The following is a 21,109-nucleotide window of genomic DNA, read 5'->3' on the forward strand; positions in this document are numbered from 1 at the left end:
CGGTGACTGCGGTGACGGCACTTCTTACGGTGGCCGTGGGGGTCACCAGGCGCCCTGGCGGACCAGATGGCGGCGGAGTTTCCCGGTCGAGGTGCGGGGCAGCGACGGGACGAAGCTGACGCTCCGGGGGACCTTGAAGGCGGCGAGACGGGTGCGGGCCAGCTCGATGAGCTCGGCCTCCAGGCCCGTGCCGGCCGGTCCGGTGGGCACGACGAAGGCACGCAGCCTGCTGAAGCCCCGCTCGTCGGTGAGTGCGGCCACGGCGATCTCCTTCACCGCCGGATGGGCGCGCAGGACGGCCTCCACCTCCAGCGGCGAGACCGTGATGCCGCCGACCATCTCCATGTCGTCGGCGCGGCCCAGATGCCGGTAGCTGCCGTCCGGTTCGCGTACCGCCCGGTCCCGGGTGGCGAGCCAGCCGTCGACCAGTGAACGGGCCGTCTCGTCGGGCCGGTTGAGGTAGCCGCTCGTCAACGTGGGCCCCCGCACCCAGAGTTCACCCTCGACGCCCTCGGCTTCCTTGCCGGCACGCAGTGCGCGCCCGGCGCGGTCACGCAGTTCGATCTCGAAACCGGGGACGGGGCGGCCGACCGTACCGGGGTGGTTGTGGTCGAGGCTGTTGGCGCAGAAGGCGTGCCCGGCCTCCGTGGAGCCGATCTGCTCCAGGACGGGCGCGCCGAGCAGCTCGCCGATCTGCTGCCCGAGCCCGTCCGGCAGCCCCTCACCGGCCGACACGGCGGCCCGTACGGAGGCGAAGCAGCCCTGGTGGCCGTTGCCCCGGTCGGCGACCAGCGCCGCGTACGCGGACGGCACCGAGTAGAGCAGCGTCACCCGGTGCCGGGCGACGAGTTCGTCCACGGCCGCCGGGCTCGGACGGCGGTCCACCAGGACGGCCGACGAGCCGGAGAAGAGCGGGAAGGCGAAGGCGTTGCCGAAGCCGTAGGCGAAGTACAGCTTCGACACGGAGAGGGTGACGTCGTCCTCGGTGATCCGCAGCAGACGGCGCCCGATGAGGTCGTGGTAGGTCTTCGGATCGCCGTGACAGTGCACAACTCCCTTGGGACGACCGGTAGTTCCGGAGGTGTACTGCACGTATAACGGCGTGTGCGCGTCCACCGGGTGGGCGGCGGTGGCCGGTTCGACGGTGGGCGCGAGGGCGGCGAGCTGATCGGCGCCCAGGAGGGGACGCCCCGCGAATCGCCCGCCCTCGCCCTCGCCCTCCTCCAGCCAGGGCCCGGTCACGCACAGCACCGCTTCGGTGTCCTCGGTCATGAACGCGTGGTCGGCGGGCGGAAGTTCGGGGTTGACCAGGACGGCCACGGCACCGAGCCGGGCGATGGCGAGGAACGCGGTCACCCACGTGATGCCGTCGGGCAGCGCGAGGACGACCCGGTCGCCCGCGCCCACTCCGTGCCGGGCGAGCACCGTCGCCGTACGGGCGGCCAGCTCGTGCACCTCGCCGTGCGTCCAGGAGCGGTGCCCCTGCTGGCTCTGGTGGAAGGCGGGCCGGTCGTTCCAGCCGCGCCGCCCGGCGAGGTCGGCGAGATGCGCGGCTAGGTTCCCGGGGGCGCCGGCGCCGGCGTCAGCGAGTGCGGGATCGGGCGCGGGTGTGAAGGGAGCGGTGGTGGCAGTGAAGTCCTGCTGGGTCGTCATCGGGTGGCCTCCTCCGCGGTGGCCGACAGCGACGAGCGCTCTTCGCGCCCCCGCTCGTACTCCTGGTAGGCCCGCATCTGCGCGGCCGTCTTCAGCAGCATCTCGTCGTACTCGGCGACCGGGTCCGAGGCCAGGACGATCGCGCCGCCGGCGCCCAACTGCATCTCGCCGTCGGCGATCACGGCGGTCCGGATGACGATGTTGAGATCCGCGCCGCCGCTGCACCCCAGGTAGCCGAGGGCGCCGGAGTACACGCCCCGCGCCTCCGTCTCCAGCGAGTCGATGATCTCCATGGTGCGGAGCTTGGGCGCGCCGGTCATGGAGCCGCCGGGGAAGCAGGCACGGACGGCGTCCACCGCGTCGGTGCCCTCGCGCAGCCGCCCCTCGACGTAGGAGACGAGCTGGTGCACGGTGGCGTACGTCTCGGCGACCATCAGCCGGGAGACGCGTACCGTGCCGGTGCGGCAGACCTGGCCCAGGTCGTTGCGGAGCAGGTCGACGATCATCAGGTTCTCGGCGCGTGTCTTGTCGTCGGCGGCGAGCGAGTCGCGCAGGAGTTCGTCCTCCTCCTGGTCGACGCCCCGGGGCGCGGTGCCCTTGATGGGTCTGGCCTCGGCCATGCCGTCACGGGTGATCCGCAGGAACCGCTCGGGGGAGGAGCCGGCCACCTCGAGGTCCCCGAACCGCAGGAAGGCCGCGTACGGCGCCGGGTTGACGCGGCGCAGGACGCGGTAGTAGTCGTACGCGTCCTTGGGGGCGGGCATGCGGGCCGCGTTGGTCAGACAGACCTCGTAACTCGTCCCGGCGGCCAACTCCCGTTGGCAGGCCTCGATGTCGGCGAGATAGGTGGACCGGTCGCGCACCAGCCACGGTTCGGCGGCCGCGGGATCGGGCTCGGCGGTGGGCACGGGCGGTGCCGGCTGCTCGCCGGACACGAAGGTGAGCTGGGCCAGCGCGCTGTCGAGCCAGTCGGCGGCCTCCAGCGTGGCCTGCGGGGTGTCCTCGGCGACGCAGACGGCGTACGTGTAGCCCTCCTGGTGGTCCACCGCGATCAGCCGGTCGGCGAACAGCCAGCAGGCGTCAGGGGTTTGGGCCCGGTGGACGTTGGGCGAGGCCCCGCAGTCGGCCTTCGTCTCGTACCCGAAGAAGCCGACGTATCCGCCGGTGAAGTCGAAGGGCAGCCCTGTGGCATCGACCTGACGACTCGTCAACTGCCGCTTCAGATAGTCGAAGACGCTCGCCCGGACCTTGCGCGCGGGCCGCCCCTCCCGCTCGATCTCACAGACGCCGCTCGTGACGTCGTACCGCACGAACTCGGCGAGCGGGCCTGACCCGTCCCCGAAGAACGAGAACCGGGAGCGTCCCTTCTCGACCTGTGAACTGTCCAGCCAGAAGGAGCGCGGTGAGCCCGCGTACATCCGGCCGAACGCGGCCTCCGTGTCCACCGCGGAGGCGATCCGGCGGGTGTGCAGCCGGTGGGTGGGGCGTGGTCGCGCGGAGCGGCGCTGGGCGGGGATGCGGGGGGTGCGCGGGACGAGCACCGGGGAGGGGGACTCGGGCATCGCCGCCGCGCTGCGGGTGACGGCGGTGTTCTTCGTACGGAGCTTGCGGGCGCGTTCCGCCGTGAGGTTGCGGAAGTTCATGAACATGCGGCGGCCGTACTCGGTGAGGACCGACTCCGGGTGGAACTGCACTCCCCACAGGGGGCGCGTACGGTGCCGCAGGCCCATCAGGACGCCGTCCTCGGCCCAGGCGGTGGCCTCCAGGGTCTCGGGGAGCGGCTCGCGCACCGACAGGGAGTGGTAGCGCACGGCGGTGAAGTGCTGCGGCAGCCCCTTGAAGAGGTCCTGCTCGTCGTGCCGGATCGTCGAGAGATGCCCGTGGCGGGGCTCGGGCGCGGGCACGATCCCGCCCTGCTCGCCGAGCGCGATCCCCTGGTGACCGAGGCAGACGCCGAGGACAGGGATCCGGGACTCGGCCAGTACACGTGCGCTGATCCCGAAGTCGCGAGGGGTGCCCGGGTGACCGGGACCGGGTGAGACGACGATGTTGTCGAATTCCACGAGAGTGTCGAATCCGCTGGTCGGCGCATCGTTACGGATCACCACCGGCTCCTCGCCGTTGACCTCGGCGATCAGCTGGAACAGGTTGTACGTGTACGAGTCATAATTGTCGATGAGCAGGGTCTTCACCCGCCCACCTCCCTTGCGTCGTTCATGCCGTCTACCATGCCGTCGATCATGCGGTTCGCCTTTTGTGCCGTCCACGGAGTGCCTGGAGCGGCGGGTAGAGCCATTTCTTGAAGAAACGCTGCAGACGCGGCATGAGGATCCAGGTGACGAGTGCCGTCACGGCCAGACACAGCAGCAGAGTACGAATGAGTGCATTGACACCGCCGAGGAACGGCAGAATGGTCAGATTGAATACAAGCACGGGTGGAAAAACCGCGCTCATATTCACGAACCAGAGCTTCCATTTGTCCGGCGGGCGTGGCGGAGCGGGCGCCGCGGCGGTGGCCGGTAAGTCGGTCTGGGAGTCGAACCACGCCTTGGAGCCCTGGATGCGCCGGCGCCCCGTCTCCCGGGCGAGCCCGTCCGCCCTGGCCGCCCACTGTGCCCAACTGACGGAGTTTTCCCAGGCCAGCGCCGAACTCTCACTGTCGAAGCGGTAGACCACATGCCACTCCGCCTCTCCGTCGACAAGTACACCACCCCCCAGAAAACCCTGCTCACGCGCCTTTGCGCGCAGCATGGCCCACCCCCAGGAGTGGAACTCGGTCTCGCGGCCCGGGATCACTTGATACGCCACCGTGACGGTGACGGGATTCCTGGTCACCCCGTCGTATACGGAGCCCGAAGCGATCGCACTCAAAGCTTCAACCAAGATTTTCGAAACCTCCTCAAAGATGTCCGCAAGGTGGCTTTTTGTCACTCTTTAGGGTATCTTTCTGCGCTCTTTCGAGCGATACTCGGGGTAACTTTTTCGGAATTGACGAAAGGGCTTGCCCGGAGGAGTGGTGAAGCTGCACGATCGCCATTCGACCGACGCGAGGGAGATTTCATGTCCAGGTACGACTGGGATATGACCCACGAAGGAATCGAGCGGGCCAGGTCCGTGATCGAGCCGGTGCGGAAAGAAGTGACCGCCCACCCGATTTACCGGCGGATAAACACCAGGGAACACATGGCGACGTTCATGGAGCACCATGCGTTCGCGGTCTGGGATTTCATGTCCCTGCTCAAGTCGCTGCAGCGGGAGCTGACCTGCGTCGACGTCCCCTGGGTGCCGCGCGGGTCGGAGGTGAGCCGGCGCCTCATCAACGACATCGTGCTCGTGGAGGAGAGCGACGAGCTGAACGGCGGCTTCACCAGCCACTTCGAGCTGTACCGCGCCGGGATGGGCGAGGCGGGGGCGGACACGTCCCGGCTCGACGCGTTCATCGGTCTGGTGGGGGAGGGGCACGATGTGGACTCGGCGCTGCGTGTCGCCCAAGTGCCGGGCCCCGCCGCCGAGTTCGTCCGCACCACGTTCGAGATCATCAACGACCGGCCACTGCACTGCCGGGCGGCGGCGTTCGCGTTCTCCCGCGAGGACCTCATCCCCGACATGTTCGACCAGGTGATCAAGGAGGAGGGCACGGACAGGTTCCCCCTGTTCCGCGACTACCTCTCCCGGCACATCGAGGTCGACGGCGAGGAACACACCCCGATGGCCATGCAGATGGTGGCGGACCTGTGCGGCACGAGTGACGCCCACTGGGCGGAGGCGGCGGAGACGGCGACGGATGCGTTGGAGGCGAGGGTGCGGTTGTGGGATGGGGTGGTGGGGGTGATGGAGTAGTGGGTTTCCCACCCACCCACCCGTTTCCACCCCGTTTGCCTGGCGCCCTCGAACCTCTCCGTGCCGGCCCGCGTACCCAACCTGCGGGGGCGAGCCTCAGTCCGGTGCCTCACCGAACCGTGCCAGCGCCAACGCCCCCACCACCGCCACCCCGAACCCCGCCACCGCCAGCCACCCCAACCCCTCCCGCGTACGATCCCCCAGCCACACAACCCCGATCACCGCCGGCCCGATCGTCTCCCCGATCACCATCCCCGCCGTAGGCACGGTCACCGCCCCCCGCTGCAACGCCGAAGTCAACGCCAGGAACGCCCCCGCACCCCCCACCACCAGCGCGTACACCGCCGCGTTCGCCACCAGCGCCCCCACCGACAGCTCATCGACGAGCCGCACCGAGACCTCGACCACCCCGAACCCGAACCCCGCCCCCAACCCGAGCAGCAGCCCCCGCCCCCGCTCCGGCAACCGCCCGCCCAGCAACCCCAGCACCAGCACCCCCACCGCGGTCGCGAGCATCGCGTACCTGAGCGCGTCCGACCCGGCCCGCTCGCCCTCCGTCCCGGAGGACAGCCCCAGCATGCCCAGCCCCGCGCACACCACCCCCACGGCGGCCCACTCCACCCCGCTCAGCCGCACCCGAAGCAGGCGGGCGGCGACCACCGCGGTGACGGCGAGACTCGCGGCCAACGCCGCGCCGACGGCGTAGATCGGAAGGGAACGCAGCGCGGCGATCTGGAAGAGGAAGCCGAGCCCGTCCAGGGTCAGTCCCGCGATGTACCGCCACTGCCGCAACGCCCGCAACAGCAACGCCGCGTCGCCGCCCGGCCCGCCGCGTGGGCTCTCGCGCGAGTCGGTGGGAGCGGCGGCCGCCGCCCGCGCGGCCATCGCCTGCAACACCGTCGCCGTACCGAAGCAGACCGCCGCGCCGAGCGCGCACACCATTCCGAAGAGCACACGGTGACTCTAGGTGGGGCGGAGTGGAGGGCGGCGGTAGGAGGGAGGTGAGAGGTGGGGCGTGGAGGAGCGGGCGGTAGGAACAGGGGGTCAGCCGAGCCCGGCCCTCGGGCGATCTTTAGGCTGAGCCGGGCGAAACACCACAACGGGGAAAACGGGGAGACACGAACATGGCTGACACGCGCAGACGGCTCCGCTCGGGCACCGTCGTACTCGGCGGCATGGGCCTCCTCGCCGCCGCCCTCACCGCGTGCTCCTCGGACGACCCCGACAAGCGCTGCGTCGACCGCGACAGCTACCGCGCCGCCAAGGGCTACAAGGTCGTCGCCGAGAAGAACTGCAAGACCGTCACGTCGGTCAACGGCGCCCACTACTACGGTGGCAAGAAGAAGTCCGGCTGGGTGAAGGGCGGCTCCTTCACCGAGTCCCGTTCGGGCGGCGGAAGTTCGAGCGGCGGAGGAAGCGGCGACGACGACAGCCGTACCGGCGTCCACCGCGGCGGCTTCGGCGGCGGCGACTCCGGCTCGGGCGGCTGAGCCCGGCATGCGGCGCCACACGATCGAGCCCCGCCCCGGCTGGCAGCAGACCGTCGAGGCGCAGGGGCTCATTTACCCGCTCACCCGCCTCCCCGACGGCACGCTGCGCCCCTACTGGGACGAGAGCGCGTACTACGTCTTCTCGCTCCCGGAGGTGGAGGCGCTGGAGGAGGTGGTCGAGGAACTCCACGCCATGTGTCTCGCCGCAGCCGAGCACATCGTCACGGAGAACCGTTTCGCCGAGCTGGGGATCACCGACCCGCGCGTCGCGGCGGCGGTCGCCGAGGCCTGGCACCGTCGGGCCGAACTCCCGTCCCTCTACGGCAGGTTCGACCTGCGCTACGACGGTACGGGCCCCGCGAAGCTGCTCGAGTACAACGCCGACACCCCCACCTCCCTGGTGGAGGCGGCGTCCGCCCAGTGGTTCTGGATGGAGGACCGCTTCCCCGGCGCCGACCAGTGGAACTCCCTGCACGAACGCCTGGTCGACGCCTGGCGGAAACAGGCAGAGCTCCTCCCGCCCGGCAGCCCCCTCCACTTCGCGCACTCCGCCGCCGACGAACTCGGCGAGGACCTGATGACCGTCGCCTACCTGAAGGAGACGGCGGAACAGGCGGGCCTCGACACCGACTGGATCCCCATGGAGGAGATCGGCTGGGACCCGCTCTCCGGGCGCTTCGTCGACAACCAACTCCGGTTCATCCGCAGCTGCTTCAAGCTGTACCCGTGGGAGTGGCTCACCACGGACGAGTTCGCCGACCAGGTCCTCGCCACCCTGGACAACGGCGGCGGCACGGGCAGCACGCTGTGGATCGAACCGGCCTGGAAGATGCTGCTCAGCAACAAGGCGCTGCTGGCCATCCTCTGGGAGCTCTATCCCGACCACCCGAACCTCCTCCCCGCGTACCTGAACGGCGCAGGGGAACTGGCCCACACGACCGGCTACGTCAAGAAGCCACTGCTGGGCAGAGAGGGCGCGGGCGTAACCATCCACAGGCCACTCCTTGCGCCTGCGGCGCCGAGCGGGCCTGCGGCGCCGAGCGGGCCTGCGGCGCCGAGCGGGCGTGCGGCGCCGAGCGGGCCTGCGGTGCCCGCCGCGCTTGCGGTGCCCGCCGGGCCTGCGGTGTCTGTGGCGCCGACCGCGCCTGTGGCGCCGACCGTGTCTGTGGCGCCGACCGCGCCTGCGGCGCCTGTGGCATCCGAGATGCACGCCGCGTCTGCTGCGCCTGCGGCCTCCGCCGCGCCCACCACATCCCGCGCGCCCTCCGAGTCCGCCCTCCAAGGCCCCTGCTGCTACCAGCAGTTGGCGGACCTGCCCACCTTTGACGGCAACCACGTCGTCCTCGGCGCCTGGGTCGTCGCAGGCGAGTCGGCGGGTCTCGGCATCCGAGAGTCGGACGGTCCGATCACCGACGAGTACGCCCGCTTTTTGCCCCACGTCATCCTGTAACGCTCGCCGCGCTCGTCGGCGCCTGCGGCGACCACCGGCGCCAGGCTGGCATCCGCTGACAGTCACCGGCGCCTGCCGCGCCTGCCGCGCCCGTCGGCGCTCACCGTGCCCGTCGGTGCCTGCTGCCTCCACCGGCGCCCGGCCGGCGTCCGCTGACAGTCACCGGCGCCTGCCGCGCCTGTCGGCGCTCACCGTGCCCGTCGGTGCCTGCTGCCTCCACCGGCGTCCGGCCGGCGTCCGCTGGCACTCACCGGCGTCCGCCGCGCCCGTCGGCGCCTGCTGCGCCCACCGGCGCCCGGGACGGCATCCGCTGACACTCACCGCGCCTGCCGCGCCCGCCAGCCCCACCGCGCCCACTGGCGCCCGGCTGGCGCCCGCTCACACTCGCCGGCGTCCGCCGCGTCCGCCGCGCCCATCGGCGCCTGCCGTGCTTACCCGCGCCCACCCGCGCCCACCCGCGCCCCGCCCACCGGAGCCCGCTGACACTCACCGGCACTCACCAGCACGCACTGGCAACCACGCCGCCCACCCCCGCCCACCGGCAACCACGACGCCCACCCCCGCCCACCGGCAACCACGCCGCCCCTCGAAGCCCACCCCGCCCCCCGAAGCCCCCCGCCCCCGCGCCAGCGGCCCCGCTCGCATGTTGGACAGCGCGGCCCCCGCCTCTCGCCCGGCCGGTACGCTGGGCGTGGGCCGTGACTGGCGCGCTGGGATGGGACCGACCATCGGGAAGCGGCCCCAGGGCCCGGCGGTACTCGCCGTCCGGATCCGAGAGTCAGTGCCGTGCGCCTGGGCCGAGCCGTGAACGCCGAACGCCACGTCCGGAGGTCCCCATGTCTGCCGAGCCCCTCTCCCACGAGTCCACCGCCTTCCGTGCCGCCCTCGATGTGATCCGTGCCGTCGAGCCGCGTGTGGCCGACGCCATCGGCCAGGAGGTCAGCGACCAGCGCGAGATGCTCAAGCTGATCGCCTCCGAGAACTACGCCTCCCCGGCCACCCTCCTCGCCATGGGCAACTGGTTCAGCGACAAGTACGCCGAGGGCACCGTGGGCCGCCGCTTCTACGCCGGCTGTCGCAACGTCGACACCGTCGAATCCCTCGCCGCCGAGCACGCCCGCGAACTCTTCGGCGCGGCCCACGCCTACGTCCAGCCGCACTCCGGCATCGACGCCAACCTCGTCGCCTTCTGGTCCGTCCTCGCCGACCGCGTCGAGGCCCCCTTCCTCGAGAAGACCGGCGCCCGCCAGGTCAACGACCTCACCGAGGCCGACTGGGCCGAGCTGCGTCAGGCCTTCGGCAACCAGCGCATGCTCGGCATGTCCCTCGACGCCGGCGGCCACCTCACCCACGGCTTCCGCCCCAACATCTCCGGCAAGATGTTCGACCAGCGCTCCTATGGCACCGACCCGGCCACCGGCCTGATCGACTACGAGGCGCTGCGCGTCACCGCCCGCGACTTCAAGCCGCTGATCATCGTCGCCGGCTACTCCGCCTACCCCCGCCTCGTGAACTTCCGGATCATGCGCGAGATCGCCGACGAGGTCGGCGCCACGCTGATGGTGGACATGGCGCACTTCGCGGGCCTCGTCGCCGGCAAGGTCCTCACCGGCGACTTCGACCCGGTCCCGCACGCCCAGATCGTGACGACCACCACCCACAAGTCGCTGCGCGGCCCGCGCGGCGGCATGGTCCTGTGCGACGACTCCCTCAAGGACCAGGTCGACCGCGGCTGCCCGATGGTCCTCGGCGGCCCCCTCCCGCACGTCATGGCCGCCAAGGCCGTCGCCCTCGCCGAGGCCCGCCGCCCCGCGTTCCAGGACTACGCCCAGCGTGTCGTCGACAACGCCCGCGCCCTCGCCGAGGGCCTGATGAGCCGGGGCGCCACCCTGGTCACCGGCGGCACCGACAACCACCTCAACCTGATCGACGTCGCCTCCTCCTACGGCCTCACCGGCCGCCAGGCCGAGACCGCGCTCCTCGACTCGGGCATCGTCACCAACCGCAACGCCATCCCGGCCGACCCGAACGGCGCCTGGTACACGTCCGGCATCCGCATCGGCACCCCGGCCCTCACCACCCGGGGCCTGGGAACGGCGGAGATGGACGAGGTGGCCGGCCTGATCGACCGCGTCCTCACGGCCGCCGAGCCCGGCACGACCAAGTCGGGCGCCCCGTCGAAGGCGTCGCACGTCCTGGACGCGAAGATCTCCGACGAGATCGCGACCAGGGCGACGGACCTGGTGGCGGGCTTCCCCCTCTACCCGGAAATCGACCTGGGCTGAGCCCACCCCCAGGGGCGCGGGGAACTGCGCGACCAACCCCCACCGGCCCGCAGCTCCCCACCTAGGGGCGCGGGGAACTGCGCGACCGGCCCCCACCGGCCCGCAGCTATCCGTGCGACCTGGACTGAGCCCACCCAGGGGCGCGGGGAACTGCGCGACAAACCCCCACCGGCCCGCACCTCCCCGCGTACCGAAACCACCCCCGTACCTCTGAGACAATGAGAAACATGGCCTCAGACCGACCGCGCGTGCTCTCCGGAATCCAGCCCACCGCAGGCTCGTTCCACCTCGGCAACTACCTCGGCGCCGTGCGCCAGTGGGTGGCCCTGCAGGAGTCCCACGACGCGTTCTACATGGTCGTCGACCTGCACGCGATCACGGTCCCGCAGGACCCGAAGGAGCTCACGGCCAACACCCGGCTGGCCGCCGCCCAGCTCCTCGCGGCCGGCCTCGACCCCGACCGCTGCACGCTGTTCGCCCAGAGCCACGTCCCCGAGCACGCCCAGCTCGCCTGGATCATGAACTGCCTCACCGGCTTCGGCGAGGCGTCCCGGATGACCCAGTTCAAGGACAAGTCCGCCAAGCAGGGCGCCGACCGGGCGAGCGTCGGCCTGTTCACGTACCCGATCCTCCAGGTCGCCGACATCCTCCTCTACCAGGCGAACGAGGTGCCGGTCGGCGAGGACCAGCGCCAGCACATCGAGCTGACCCGTGACCTCGCCGAGCGCTTCAACGGCCGCTTCGGCGAGACCTTCACGATCCCGAAGCCGTACATCCTGAAGGAAACGGCGAAGATCTACGACCTTCAGGACCCGTCGATCAAGATGAGCAAGTCGGCGTCCACGCCCAAGGGCCTCATCAACCTGCTCGACGATCCGAAGACCACCGCCAAGAAGGTCAAGAGCGCGGTCACGGACACGGACACCGTGATCCGCTTCGACCCGCAGGAGAAGCCCGGCATCAGCAACCTGCTCGGCATCTACTCGACGCTCACTGGCATCGACATCGCCGAACTCGAGCGGAAGTACGACGGCAAGGGCTACGGTGCGCTGAAAGTGGACCTCGCCGATGTCGTGGTCGACTTCGTGACGCCGTTCCGGGAGCGCACCCAGCAGTATCTGGACGACCCGGAGACCCTCGACTCGATCCTCGCCAAGGGCGCGGAGAAGGCCAGGGCCGTCGCCGCGGAGACACTCGCCCAGGCGTACGAGAGAGTCGGCTTCCTGCCCGCCAAACACTGACCCCGGAGATCGACCCCGGACACTGTCCCCGAGACTGCGGGCACTGAACCGCAGTCCCACGGGTACCAGTACCACCGCACTGTGTACGACGCGGCATCAGAGCGCTGCACATCACTATGGTTGCGCCTGCCCGCAGACCCGCCGTGCCCGTACAGTCGATAGCCGACCGGTACGAGCAACAGCCCATATGAGCAACACCGCACGACCAGCAGCACCGCACCACCAGCAAGACGAGCACCACCAGCAAGACGAGCACCACGAGCACCACCAGCACCACGAGCACCACGAGCAAGACCGCAAGACCAGCACGACCTGCTCACAGCGAGCCGACGAACAGGAGACGACGTGGGGACCGTAACGATCGGTGTGTCGATCTCGGTCCCGGAGCCACACGGCAGCCTGCTCCAGCAGCGGCGTGCGGACTTCGGTGACGCCGCCGCACACGGCATCCCCACCCACGTCACTCTCTTGCCGCCCACGGAGGTCGACTCCACGGCGCTGCCCGCCATCGAGGCCCACCTGGTCGAGGTGGCAGGCGCGGGCCGGCCGTTCCCGATGCGGCTCTCCGGGACCGGCACCTTCCGGCCACTGTCCCCCGTCGTGTTCGTCAAGATCGTCGAGGGCGCCGACACCTGCACCTGGCTGCAGAAGCAGGTCCGTGACGCCTCGGGCCCGATCGCACGCGAACTGCAGTTCCCGTACCACCCGCATGTGACGGTCGCCCACAGCATCTCCGAAGAGGCGATGGACCGGGCCTTCGCCGAACTCGCCGACTACGAGGCCGAGTGGCCCTGCACCGGCTTCGCGCTCTACGAGCAGGGAGCCGACGCGGTGTGGCGCAAGCTGCGCGACTTCACCTTCGGCGGGCCCGTCGTACCGCCGCAGGCGGCCCATGTGGTGCGCGGCCCCCTTCCCACCAGGTAGAACCAGTCAGGACCAGGCCCAACCGACCACCACGGTACGGCGTTTACGGGGTACAAGTTCTCCATGGACTGGCTGAAGAAGCTCCCCGGCATCGGCCCGGTCGTCGTCCGTCTGATGACCACGCACATCTGGCGGTCGTACGAGCGGCTCGACCGTGTGAAGTGGTCGCGACTGGCCGCCGCGATGACCTTCATCAGCTTCGTGGCCCTGTTCCCGCTGCTCACCCTGGCCGCCGCGATCGCCGCCGCCACGCTCAGCACCGGACGGCAGGCCGAACTCGAGGACAAGATCTCCGAACAGGTGCCCGGTATCTCCGAGCAGCTGAACATCGACAGTCTCGTCCAGAACGCGGGCACGATCGGGGTGATCGCGGGCGCCGTACTCCTGTTCACCGGCATCGGCTGGGTCGGCTCGATGCGCGAGTGTCTGCGGGCGGTGTGGGAGGTGCCCGAGGACGAGGGCAACCCCGTCCTGCGCAAGGTCAAGGACACCGGTGTGCTGGTCGGGCTCGGCGGCGCGGTCCTGGTCACGATCGGCGCGTCCACCGTCGCCTCGGCGGCGATCGGCTGGGCGGCGCGCGGGCTCGGCATCGACGAGGCCGGCTGGGGCGCGGTCCTGCTGCGCCTGGCCGCGTTCGCCGTCGCGGTCCTCGCCGACTTCCTGGTCCTCCTGTACGTCCTCACCCTGCTGCCCGGCGTGGAACCGACCCGGCGGCGCCTGTTCGTCGCCGCGTTGATCGGCGCGGCGGGCTTCGAACTGCTGAAGCTGCTGCTCAGCAGCTATCTGCAGGACGTGGCGGGAAAGAGCATGTACGGCGCGTTCGGCGTCCCGGTGGCCCTGCTCCTCTGGATCAACTTCACATCCAGACTCGTACTGTTCTGCGCGAGCTGGACGGCGACGCCCTCGGCGATCCCAGAGGCGTCGCCCGGCTCATCCAGCCCGTCCGGCGATTGAGGACGAGAGGACCGCCCCACCTCATCTCACCGCTTCCGCCGCACCAACTCCGGCAACGGCCACCGCCGATTGACCAGAAACGCACCCCCCGCCAGCAGCACCACCACCCCACCGGCGATCCCCAGCGCGACCCCCATCCCCCGACCGTCCGGATCCACCTCGGACGAGGCGTTGGCGACCGGCGACGCGGACGCACCCGCCTTCCCGGGATCCCCCGCCTCACCGCCCCCCGCCTCACCGGAGTCGGCGCCCGACCCGCCCCCGGTGTCGGTGCCCCCGGCTGCCCCCGGCGAGGCGTCGGACCCCGCGGTCCCCTTGGGCGCGACCAGCTCACCCACCGGCTTCACCTTCCCGGCGGCCCTGAACCCCCAGTCGAGCAGCCGTGCGGTCTCCTTGTAGACCTCGTTGTGCTCGGTCTTCTCCGGGTTCATGACCGTGACCAGCAACACCTTGCCGCCCCGCTCGGCGACACCCGTGAAGGTCGCGCCCGCGTTGGTGGTGTTGCCGTTCTTCACGCCCGCGATGCCCTGGTACACGGAGACGTCCGAGTCGCCGGCGAGCAGCCGGTTGGTGTTCTGGATCTCGAAGGTTCCGCGCACCCACTTGCCCTGCTTGCTCTTCTTCCACTCGCCCGGGAACTTGGCCGACACGGTCGAGCAGTACTCGCGGAAGTCCTTCTTCTGCAGCCCGGAGCGCGCGAACAGCGTCAGGTCGTACGCGGACGACACCTGCCCCCGCTCGTCGTAGCCGTCGGGGCTGACCACGTTCGTGTCGAGGGCCTGGAGCTCCTCGGCGTGCTCGTTCATCTCCTTGACCGTGGCCGCGACGCCACCGTTCATGTGTGACAGCACGTGCACCGCGTCGTTGCCGGACCGCAGGAAGACGCCGAGCCACAGGTCGTGGACCGTGTACGTCTCCTTCTCCTTGATGCCGACCATGCTGGAACCGGCGCCGACGTCCGCCAGCTCGGCGGGCGTGACCTTGTGCTTCAGCGTCCTCGGGAACTTCGGCAGCACGGTGTCGGCGAACAGCATCTTCAGCGTGCTCGCCGGAGGCAGCCGCCAGTGCGCGTTGTGCGCGGCGAGGACGTCACCGGACTCGGCGTCCGACACGATCCAGGAGCGGGCGGTGACGTCCTTCGGAATCACCGGCACGCCCTCGGCGAGGTTCACCTGCGTCCCCGCCTGCCCGAGCCGCGGCCCGCCCACGGTCGACATGTTCGCCGGGGGAGTCGCCGTCGGCGTGGTGCTCGGCGTGGCGCTCGGGGTCGGCTTGGCGCTCGGTGTCGGCCTGGGGGCCGCGAACGCCGGTACGGGCGCGGTCAGCGCGGCGGACAGCAGGGTGGCGGAGGTGACCAGCAGGGTTCGCTTGGCGGTCTTTTTGGAGGCGGACACGACGGAGAACGTACATGTAGTGGCCCGTGAAGTCGTACCACCCCCGCACCCGGCACCGATGTGCCTCTCCCCACCCCGGCGACCGGACCCAGTACCGGTTGGCGATACTGAACCCATGAAGCTCAGCCGTCCCGTCTCCTGGTTCCTGCTCGCCTTCGGGGTGTGGAGCTGGTTCATCTGGGTCACTTTCATCAAGAATCTGGTCAAGGACGGCAGCGGACTCGCGTTCGACGACGCGGGCACTCCCACGGCGTACTTCTGGGTGCATCTGGTGCTCGCGGTCGTTTCCTTCGTACTGGGGACGATCGTCGGCAGCATCGGGTTGCGCGGACTGCGCGCTTTGCGCCAGACCTCATAACGCCAGACCTCATAACGGGGGACACACCCACATGGTCATCGTCTTTGTGCTCGCCGCCCTCGCCGCGGTCGCCACCCTCGTAGGGCTGCACTGGTATGTCTGGCGCCGCCTGGTGCGCGACACGACCGCGGGCCCCGGCCCGGCCCGTCGCGTCGGCACGGTGGCGATCGTCGCCCTGCCCGTCATGATGATCGCGGCCCTGGTCGCCGAGCGGACCGGCGCGCCCTTCTGGCTCCAGCGCACCCTGGCCTGGCCGGGCTTCCTGTGGCTGGCCCTGTTCATCTATCTGGGCCTGGCCCTGATCGCGGGCGAGGCCGTACGGCCACTGCTGCGACGGTTCCTGGAACGGCGCGCCCCCGCCGAGGCACCCGTACAGACCGCGCCGCCGGTACCGCCGGTCCTGCTCCGGAAGACGGAAACCGTACCGGCGGGCGCGTCGGAGACCCCGGACCCGCCGGCGGACGCTCCTGCTCCGAACTCCCTGGACACCCCCGCCTCCTCCCCCCGCCTCCTCGCCGCCCCCTCCCGGCGTCTGTTCGTCTCCCGCGCGGTGGCGGGCGCGGCGGCGACCATCGCGGCCGGGACCGTCGGCTACGGCACATACGGCGTCGTACGCGGCCCCCGCGTGAAGCGCGTCACCGTGCCGCTGGCCAAACTCCCGCGCGGCGCCCACGGGTTCAGGATCGCCGTCGTCAGCGACATCCACCTCGGGCCGGTCCTCGGCCGGGGGTTCGCGCAGAAGGTCGTCGACACGATCAACTCCACCCAGCCCGACCTGATCGCGGTCGTCGGCGACCTGGTCGACGGCAGTGTGAAGGACCTCGGTCCGGCAGCCGCGCCGCTCGCCGGGCTCCGGGCGCGGCACGGCGCGTTCTTCGTGACCGGGAACCACGAGTACTTCTCCGGCGCCGAACAGTGGGTCGAGGAGGTACGGCGGCTCGGTCTGCGCCCGCTGGAGAACGCGCGCGTCGAACTGCCCGCCTTCGACCTCGCGGGCGTCAACGACATCGCCGGCGAGAGCGAGGGCCAGGGCCCCGACTTCGCCAAGGCGCTCGGCGACCGGGACACGTCCCGGGCGAGTGTGCTGCTGGCCCACCAGCCGGTGCAGATCCACGACGCCGTCGAACACGGCGTGGACCTCCAGCTCTCCGGCCACACCCACGGCGGCCAGCTGTGGCCCGGCAACTTCATCGCCGACCTCGCCAACCCCACCCTCGCGGGCCTGGAGCGGTACGGGGACACGCAGTTGTACGTCTCCCGGGGTGCGGGCGCGTGGGGCCCGCCGACGCGGGTCGGGGCGCCGTCGGACATCACCGTCGTGCAGTTGGCGTCGACCGCATGACCCGCACGCACGATTCGGTGCCGCGTCAGCTGATCACGTACTGGGCGGCGGTGGTCCGTCGGGTCGCGCCCGCCGCCGGGCTGATCGCCCTGGCCGTCGGCGGTGTCATCCTCGCGGTGCTGCTGGTGGCGGACGGGGTGCCGCTCGCGTCCGCGCTCGGACAGAGCGTGCTCGCCGGGCTGACCTGCGGTGCCGCCTTCCTCCTGGTCGTGCCTGTGCCGGACACGGTCACCGCCGTTCGCACGGCCTCCCACTACGGGCTGTCGCTGGACCCGGCGGCGGCACGGCTGCCCGCGGTCCGCCGGGTCACCGCCGACTCGCCGGGCGCCACTCCGTTCCAGTTGGCCGACAGCGCGCTGCACGCCATCAAGCTGGCGCGGACCCCGGTGGTCGCCGAGGTGCAGGAGCTGGGCCACGGCAAGGTCGCCCTGATCTGTCAGGCGCCGTACGGGCCCCGGGTCCAGGTGTCCATAGACATCACCGTTGCCGAGGGCAGGACCGTCGCCGCCATCGTCTGTCGGCCCACGGTCGCCTGGAAACGCCTTGACGGCGGGGCGAGTTGGGCGATTGCGGGCACTCTGGAGCGTTCGGTGCGGGCAGCGTTGAGCACGAGCTGAGCACGCGCTGAAACCGGCCGGTACCTCACATCGGTAACGTCTTTCCCATCTCGCCGGAACCCCCTTCCGTCACGCGAAACACCTGTGGTTAGGTGATCAACGCCACAGGGGGAGTCGCCTGTGCAGGGGGCCTGGGGAGGGCACACCGATGCGCTCGGTACGCATACGGATTCTCGCGGCGCTGCTCATTGTCGCCGCCGCGGGCGCGGTCGCCTGGCAGCTCATGCCGTCGCGGACCGACTACGGCAAGACCATCACCGTCGGCACCACCGACGCCGTCACCTCCCTGGACCCGGCCGGCGCCTACGACGCCGGCTCCTGGGCCCTGTTCAGCAACGTCTTCCAGTCACTGCTGACCTACAAGCCGAACGGCGCCGCCCCCGTCCCCGACGCGGCGAAGAGCTGCGCGTTCAAGGGCTCCGACCTGCGCACCTACGTCTGTGTCCTGCGCGACGACCTCACCTTCCCGAGCGGCCGGAAGATGACCGCCGAGGACGTGAAGTACTCCTTCGACCGCGTCAAGCGCATCAACTCCGACGTCGGCCCCGCATCCCTGCTCGGCACCCTCGGCTCGGTCGACGCCAAGGACCTGACGGTCACCTTCCACCTCAACTCACCCGACGCCACCTTCCCGTTCAAGGTGGCCACCGGGGCCGGTGCGATCGTCGACCGCGAGCGCTACCCGAAGGGCGGCCTGCGCAAGGACTACCGCGCCGACGGCACCGGACCGTACGTCCTGAAGACGTACACGAAGGACAAGCAGGCGGTCCTCGAGCCCAACGCGAACTACGAGGGCGCCGTGGAGAACACCGGCCGCCCCATCCGCCTGCGCTACTACGCCGACCCGCCGGCCCTCGACAAGGCCTGGAACGCGAAGCAGATCGACGTCGCCGCCCGCCAGCTGCCGCCCAAGGTCCTCGCGGGCCTCTCGCCCAGCGACCCGGGCCAACGGGTCATCGAGGCCGACAGCGCCGAGACCCGCAACCTCGTCCTCAACGTCCGCGCGAGCTCCCCCCTCCACGACCCGCGCGTCCGCCAGGCCCTGGCCTGGCTGGTCAACCGCGAACAACTCGCCGCCACGGTGTACGAGGGGACGGCCGACCCCCTCTACTCACTGATCCCGGCAGGCATCACCGGCCACACCACCTCGTTCTTCGACCACTACCCCAAGCCCAGCGTCACCCGGGCACGCGCCCTGCTCACCGAGGCCGGCGTACAGCTCCCGGTGCGCTTCACCTACGGCTACGCCGAGGGGCGCGGCGCCGCCGCCGACGAGGCGGCCCTGCTCAAGCGGCAGCTGGAGACGGGCGGCCTGTTCAAGGTCAGCGTCCGGGGCTATGAGTGGACCGACTACCAAAAGCGGTACGCGGCGGGGAAGTTGGACGCCTACGCCGTCGGCTGGGTCGCCGACTTCCCCGACCCGGACACCTTCAGCGGACCGCTCGTCGGCAGCGACAACAGCATGAAGAACGGATACGGCAGCAAGAGGGTCGACAGGCTGATCCGGGACAGCCGCGGATACGCCGACCGCACCCGCGCCGCCCAGGACTTCGACCAGGTCCAGGAACAGGTCGCCGAGGACGTGCCCGTCATCCCGCTGTGGCAGCGCAAGGAGTACGTCGTCAGCAGCGAGGACGTCGGCGGCGGCCAGAACCTGTCCGACGGCACCGGAGTCTTCCGCCTCTGGAACCTCGACTGGATCTGACGGACGCCGAACCGACCTCGCCCGGCGCCTACTTGACCTGATCGCCCTTCCCGGGCTCCTCAACTTTCTCCTCGGGAAGGGCGTTGGTCATCCCCGGCAGGAAGTCGCTGAACAGATCGTGGACTTCACGCACGAGCGGCCGCAGCACGCGAAAACGGGCCAGGGCCACCCCGCGCGCGGTGAGCCGAGCGCCGCGCCCGGCAAGCCGGTAGGTGCGCTCACGGCCCTCCGTACGGTCGTAGATCCAGTACATGACCAGGCCCATCTGGGACAGCCACATCAACTCCGGCAGTACGTCCCTGAGTTCCTCCGGCACCTTGGCCTTCGACCCGGCGAGCACTTCCCGGTGCACGTCGATGGCCTGCACGCGCGCGTGCTCCGACTCGGCGGAGAAGGGGCTGAGCGGACTGTTCGGATCGGCGGCGGTCTTGAAGAACTGCACCGCGAACTCGTGGTAGGGCGCGGACACATCGAGCCAGGCCCGGTACACCCCGGCGAGCCGGGCCTCCAACTCCGTCTCCCTGCCCAGGACTTCCCGCGCGGCCACCTGGTACTCGCGGGCGAGCTGGTCGTAGAAGCCCTGGATCAGGTGCTCCTTGCCGGCGAAGTAGTAGTAGGCGTTGCCGACGGAGACCCCGGCCTCCTGAGCGATGGCCCGCATGGTCGTCCTGTCGTACCCCCGCTCCTTGAACAGCCGCATGGCCGTCTCCAGGATGAGCGCACGAGTCTGCTCGCTCTTGGCGCCGGGGCCGGAGGAACCGGGACCGGAGCCGGGGCTGGGGCTGGGGCTGTCTTTGGCTGCTGCTGGCACGTGAAGGAGCCTAACCAGTGGAGCAGGCGCCGCTGTCACAGGCGGGCGGCGTGTGGGTCCACCCGAGGCTGGGGTCGTACGACCATCCGTCGGCCCGCCGGTACACCTGCCGGCCGCGCCCGTTGTCGTCCTTCCGCGCCCCGCGCCACTTGGCGGCGGCCAGGGCGGCACCCTTGGCGACCCGGGCGCCGGCCGGAGTGCTGAGCCGATGGGCGAGCGGCCGGTGCTCACGCAGGGCCCACAGGACGACGACCCAGGCACCGGCGCCCCGGTAGAGCTGCCCTCCGTCCCCGATGACGGTGATGTCGGCGAGGGTGGCGGAGTGGTCGAGGGTGGGGAAGAGTGCGCGGGCCCGCTCGGACCCGGCCGGAACCAGCACCAACGGCACCAGTTGAGGCTGCCGTCCGAGCCACTCCCGCACAAACGTGCACAGCTCGCAGTCGGCGTCGTACAACACGGTGAGCCGGCGGACCGGGACGCCCCCCGTGGCATCCCGGTCCGCTCGGGCGGCGGTGTCCCCCGACCCCGCCGCGTTCAGGTGGCTCATCGCTCTCACGCCCCGGCCGTGGGGGCGACCCAGCCCTGCGGCGCGACGGGCGGCACCTGCTCCCGCTCCATGACACCCCGCCGACGGATCTTGCTGAGCACGAACACGTTCCCGAGGTGCATGACACCGAGCACCAGCAGCACGACGCCGAGCTTGGTCGAGAGGGCCTCGAAGACCTCCCGGGTGCTGCCGATGTCCCCGTCGCCGCTCAGATAGAGGGCGACGAAACCGAGGTTGACGAGATAGAAGCCGACGACGAGCAGATGGTTGACGGCTTCGGCGAGCTTCTCGTTCCCGCGCAGCACATCGGCGAGAAAAACCCGCCCGTTGGCGCTGAGGGTCCGCGCGACCCAGACGGTCAGCGCGACGCTGACCAGCAGATAGATGACGTACGCGACGACTGTGAGGTCCATGTCTTCGTCCTTGTCCCCGTGCTCACTGAACGAGTTGAACGCGTTCAAAAGTGCTTACGGGGATGACTGTAGACCTGTTTTTGAA

General features: G+C 70.5%; 19 protein-coding genes and 2 pseudogenes. 13 read left to right on the forward strand and 8 right to left on the reverse strand.

All coding sequences use genetic code 11. The features are described 5' to 3' along the window. Positions 1-42: 42 nt before the first annotated feature. Genes ABZ855_RS10030 through ABZ855_RS10040 form a run of 3 tightly spaced genes read right to left on the reverse strand, consistent with a single transcriptional unit; the run spans position 43 to position 4,524 of the window. Positions 43-1,653 carry an AMP-binding protein gene (locus ABZ855_RS10030; RefSeq protein WP_360803848.1) on the reverse strand — a complete coding sequence of 537 codons (1,611 nt, stop codon included), beginning with the start codon at positions 1,651-1,653 and terminating at the stop codon, positions 43-45. Next, on the reverse strand, positions 1,650-3,845 hold the full coding sequence (gene pabB / locus ABZ855_RS10035; protein WP_360803851.1) for an aminodeoxychorismate synthase component I: 2,196 nt from the start codon (positions 3,843-3,845) through the stop codon (positions 1,650-1,652). The genes ABZ855_RS10030 and pabB overlap by 4 nt, the downstream gene beginning before the upstream one ends. A 46-nt stretch (positions 3,846-3,891) precedes the next feature. Beyond that, a complete protein-coding gene (locus ABZ855_RS10040; RefSeq protein ID WP_360804192.1) occupies positions 3,892-4,524 on the reverse strand; it encodes an antibiotic biosynthesis monooxygenase in 633 nt (210 codons plus the stop codon). A 210-nt stretch (positions 4,525-4,734) separates the two neighbouring features. Between ABZ855_RS10040 and ABZ855_RS10045 the strand changes: the two genes are divergently transcribed. Further along, entirely contained in the window at positions 4,735-5,493 is a 759-nt protein-coding gene (locus ABZ855_RS10045; RefSeq protein WP_360803854.1) for a DUF3050 domain-containing protein, read from the forward strand. A gap of 96 nt (positions 5,494-5,589) precedes the next feature. On the opposite strand, the gene ABZ855_RS10050 is transcribed toward ABZ855_RS10045, so the two are convergent. Next, on the reverse strand, positions 5,590-6,435 hold the full coding sequence (locus tag ABZ855_RS10050) for a hypothetical protein (RefSeq protein ID WP_360804195.1): 846 nt from the start codon (positions 6,433-6,435) through the stop codon (positions 5,590-5,592). A gap of 182 nt (positions 6,436-6,617) precedes the next feature. Between ABZ855_RS10050 and ABZ855_RS10055 the strand changes: the two genes are divergently transcribed. The 8 genes and pseudogenes from ABZ855_RS10055 (at position 6,618) to ABZ855_RS10090 (ending at position 13,837) form a co-directional block, all read left to right on the forward strand. Continuing rightward, the gene (locus ABZ855_RS10055) at positions 6,618-6,983 is read left to right on the forward strand and encodes a hypothetical protein (RefSeq protein WP_360803857.1); all 366 of its coding nucleotides are present in this window, start codon (positions 6,618-6,620) and stop codon (positions 6,981-6,983) included. Between the two features lie 7 nt (positions 6,984-6,990). Further along, positions 6,991-7,983, forward strand: a pseudogene (locus tag ABZ855_RS10060) (glutathionylspermidine synthase family protein); the annotation flags it as partial. Between the two features lie 285 nt (positions 7,984-8,268). Next, positions 8,269-8,433, forward strand: a pseudogene (locus tag ABZ855_RS10065) (glutathionylspermidine synthase family protein); the annotation flags it as partial. 836 nt (positions 8,434-9,269) lie between these two features. Further along, on the forward strand, positions 9,270-10,718 hold the full coding sequence (locus ABZ855_RS10070; protein WP_360803860.1) for a glycine hydroxymethyltransferase: 1,449 nt from the start codon (positions 9,270-9,272) through the stop codon (positions 10,716-10,718). A 227-nt stretch (positions 10,719-10,945) separates the two neighbouring features. Further along, complete coding sequence (gene trpS, locus ABZ855_RS10075; RefSeq protein WP_360803863.1) at positions 10,946-11,959, forward strand: tryptophan--tRNA ligase; 1,014 nt, start codon at positions 10,946-10,948, stop codon at positions 11,957-11,959. Positions 11,960-12,146: 187 nt separating this feature from the next. Beyond that, a complete protein-coding gene (locus tag ABZ855_RS10080; RefSeq protein WP_360803866.1) occupies positions 12,147-12,317 on the forward strand; it encodes a hypothetical protein in 171 nt (56 codons plus the stop codon). Continuing rightward, positions 12,305-12,883: a 2'-5' RNA ligase family protein gene (locus ABZ855_RS10085; protein WP_360803869.1), complete on the forward strand. Its 579-nt coding sequence runs from the start codon at positions 12,305-12,307 to the stop codon at positions 12,881-12,883. The genes ABZ855_RS10080 and ABZ855_RS10085 overlap by 13 nt, the downstream gene beginning before the upstream one ends. Positions 12,884-12,946: 63 nt before the next feature. Beyond that, complete coding sequence (locus ABZ855_RS10090; protein ID WP_360803872.1) at positions 12,947-13,837, forward strand: YihY/virulence factor BrkB family protein; 891 nt, start codon at positions 12,947-12,949, stop codon at positions 13,835-13,837. A 26-nt stretch (positions 13,838-13,863) separates the two neighbouring features. Here ABZ855_RS10090 and ABZ855_RS10095 read toward each other — a convergent pair whose 3' ends face one another. Then, a complete protein-coding gene (locus ABZ855_RS10095) occupies positions 13,864-15,231 on the reverse strand; it encodes a D-alanyl-D-alanine carboxypeptidase (protein WP_360803875.1) in 1,368 nt (455 codons plus the stop codon). 115 nt (positions 15,232-15,346) lie between these two features. Here ABZ855_RS10095 and ABZ855_RS10100 point away from each other — a divergent pair, with 115 nt between their 5' ends. The 4 genes from ABZ855_RS10100 (at position 15,347) to ABZ855_RS10115 (ending at position 19,253) form a co-directional block, all read left to right on the forward strand. Next, the gene (locus tag ABZ855_RS10100; RefSeq protein ID WP_319214016.1) at positions 15,347-15,589 is read left to right on the forward strand and encodes an SCO4848 family membrane protein; all 243 of its coding nucleotides are present in this window, start codon (positions 15,347-15,349) and stop codon (positions 15,587-15,589) included. A 31-nt stretch (positions 15,590-15,620) separates the two neighbouring features. Then, positions 15,621-16,931, forward strand: coding sequence for a metallophosphoesterase (locus ABZ855_RS10105; RefSeq protein ID WP_360803879.1), 1,311 nt, complete (start codon positions 15,621-15,623; stop codon positions 16,929-16,931). Then, positions 16,928-17,548, forward strand: a complete 621-nt coding sequence (locus ABZ855_RS10110) for a hypothetical protein (RefSeq protein WP_360803882.1) — start codon at positions 16,928-16,930, stop codon at positions 17,546-17,548. The genes ABZ855_RS10105 and ABZ855_RS10110 overlap by 4 nt, the downstream gene beginning before the upstream one ends. A 148-nt stretch (positions 17,549-17,696) precedes the next feature. Continuing rightward, on the forward strand, positions 17,697-19,253 hold the full coding sequence (locus ABZ855_RS10115) for an ABC transporter substrate-binding protein (RefSeq protein ID WP_360803885.1): 1,557 nt from the start codon (positions 17,697-17,699) through the stop codon (positions 19,251-19,253). 28 nt (positions 19,254-19,281) lie between these two features. Here ABZ855_RS10115 and ABZ855_RS10120 read toward each other — a convergent pair whose 3' ends face one another. Genes ABZ855_RS10120 through ABZ855_RS10130 form a run of 3 tightly spaced genes read right to left on the reverse strand, consistent with a single transcriptional unit; the run spans position 19,282 to position 21,024 of the window. After that, a complete protein-coding gene (locus tag ABZ855_RS10120) occupies positions 19,282-20,064 on the reverse strand; it encodes a TetR family transcriptional regulator (protein ID WP_360803888.1) in 783 nt (260 codons plus the stop codon). A gap of 10 nt (positions 20,065-20,074) precedes the next feature. Further along, positions 20,075-20,611, reverse strand: coding sequence for a DCC1-like thiol-disulfide oxidoreductase family protein (locus ABZ855_RS10125; RefSeq protein ID WP_360803891.1), 537 nt, complete (start codon positions 20,609-20,611; stop codon positions 20,075-20,077). A gap of 5 nt (positions 20,612-20,616) precedes the next feature. Then, positions 20,617-21,024 carry a hypothetical protein gene (locus tag ABZ855_RS10130; RefSeq protein WP_319214007.1) on the reverse strand — a complete coding sequence of 136 codons (408 nt, stop codon included), beginning with the start codon at positions 21,022-21,024 and terminating at the stop codon, positions 20,617-20,619. Positions 21,025-21,109 lie beyond the last annotated feature (85 nt).

This window comes from Streptomyces sp. NPDC047042, assembly GCF_040644035.1.
GTDB lineage: Bacteria > Actinomycetota > Actinomycetes > Streptomycetales > Streptomycetaceae > Streptomyces.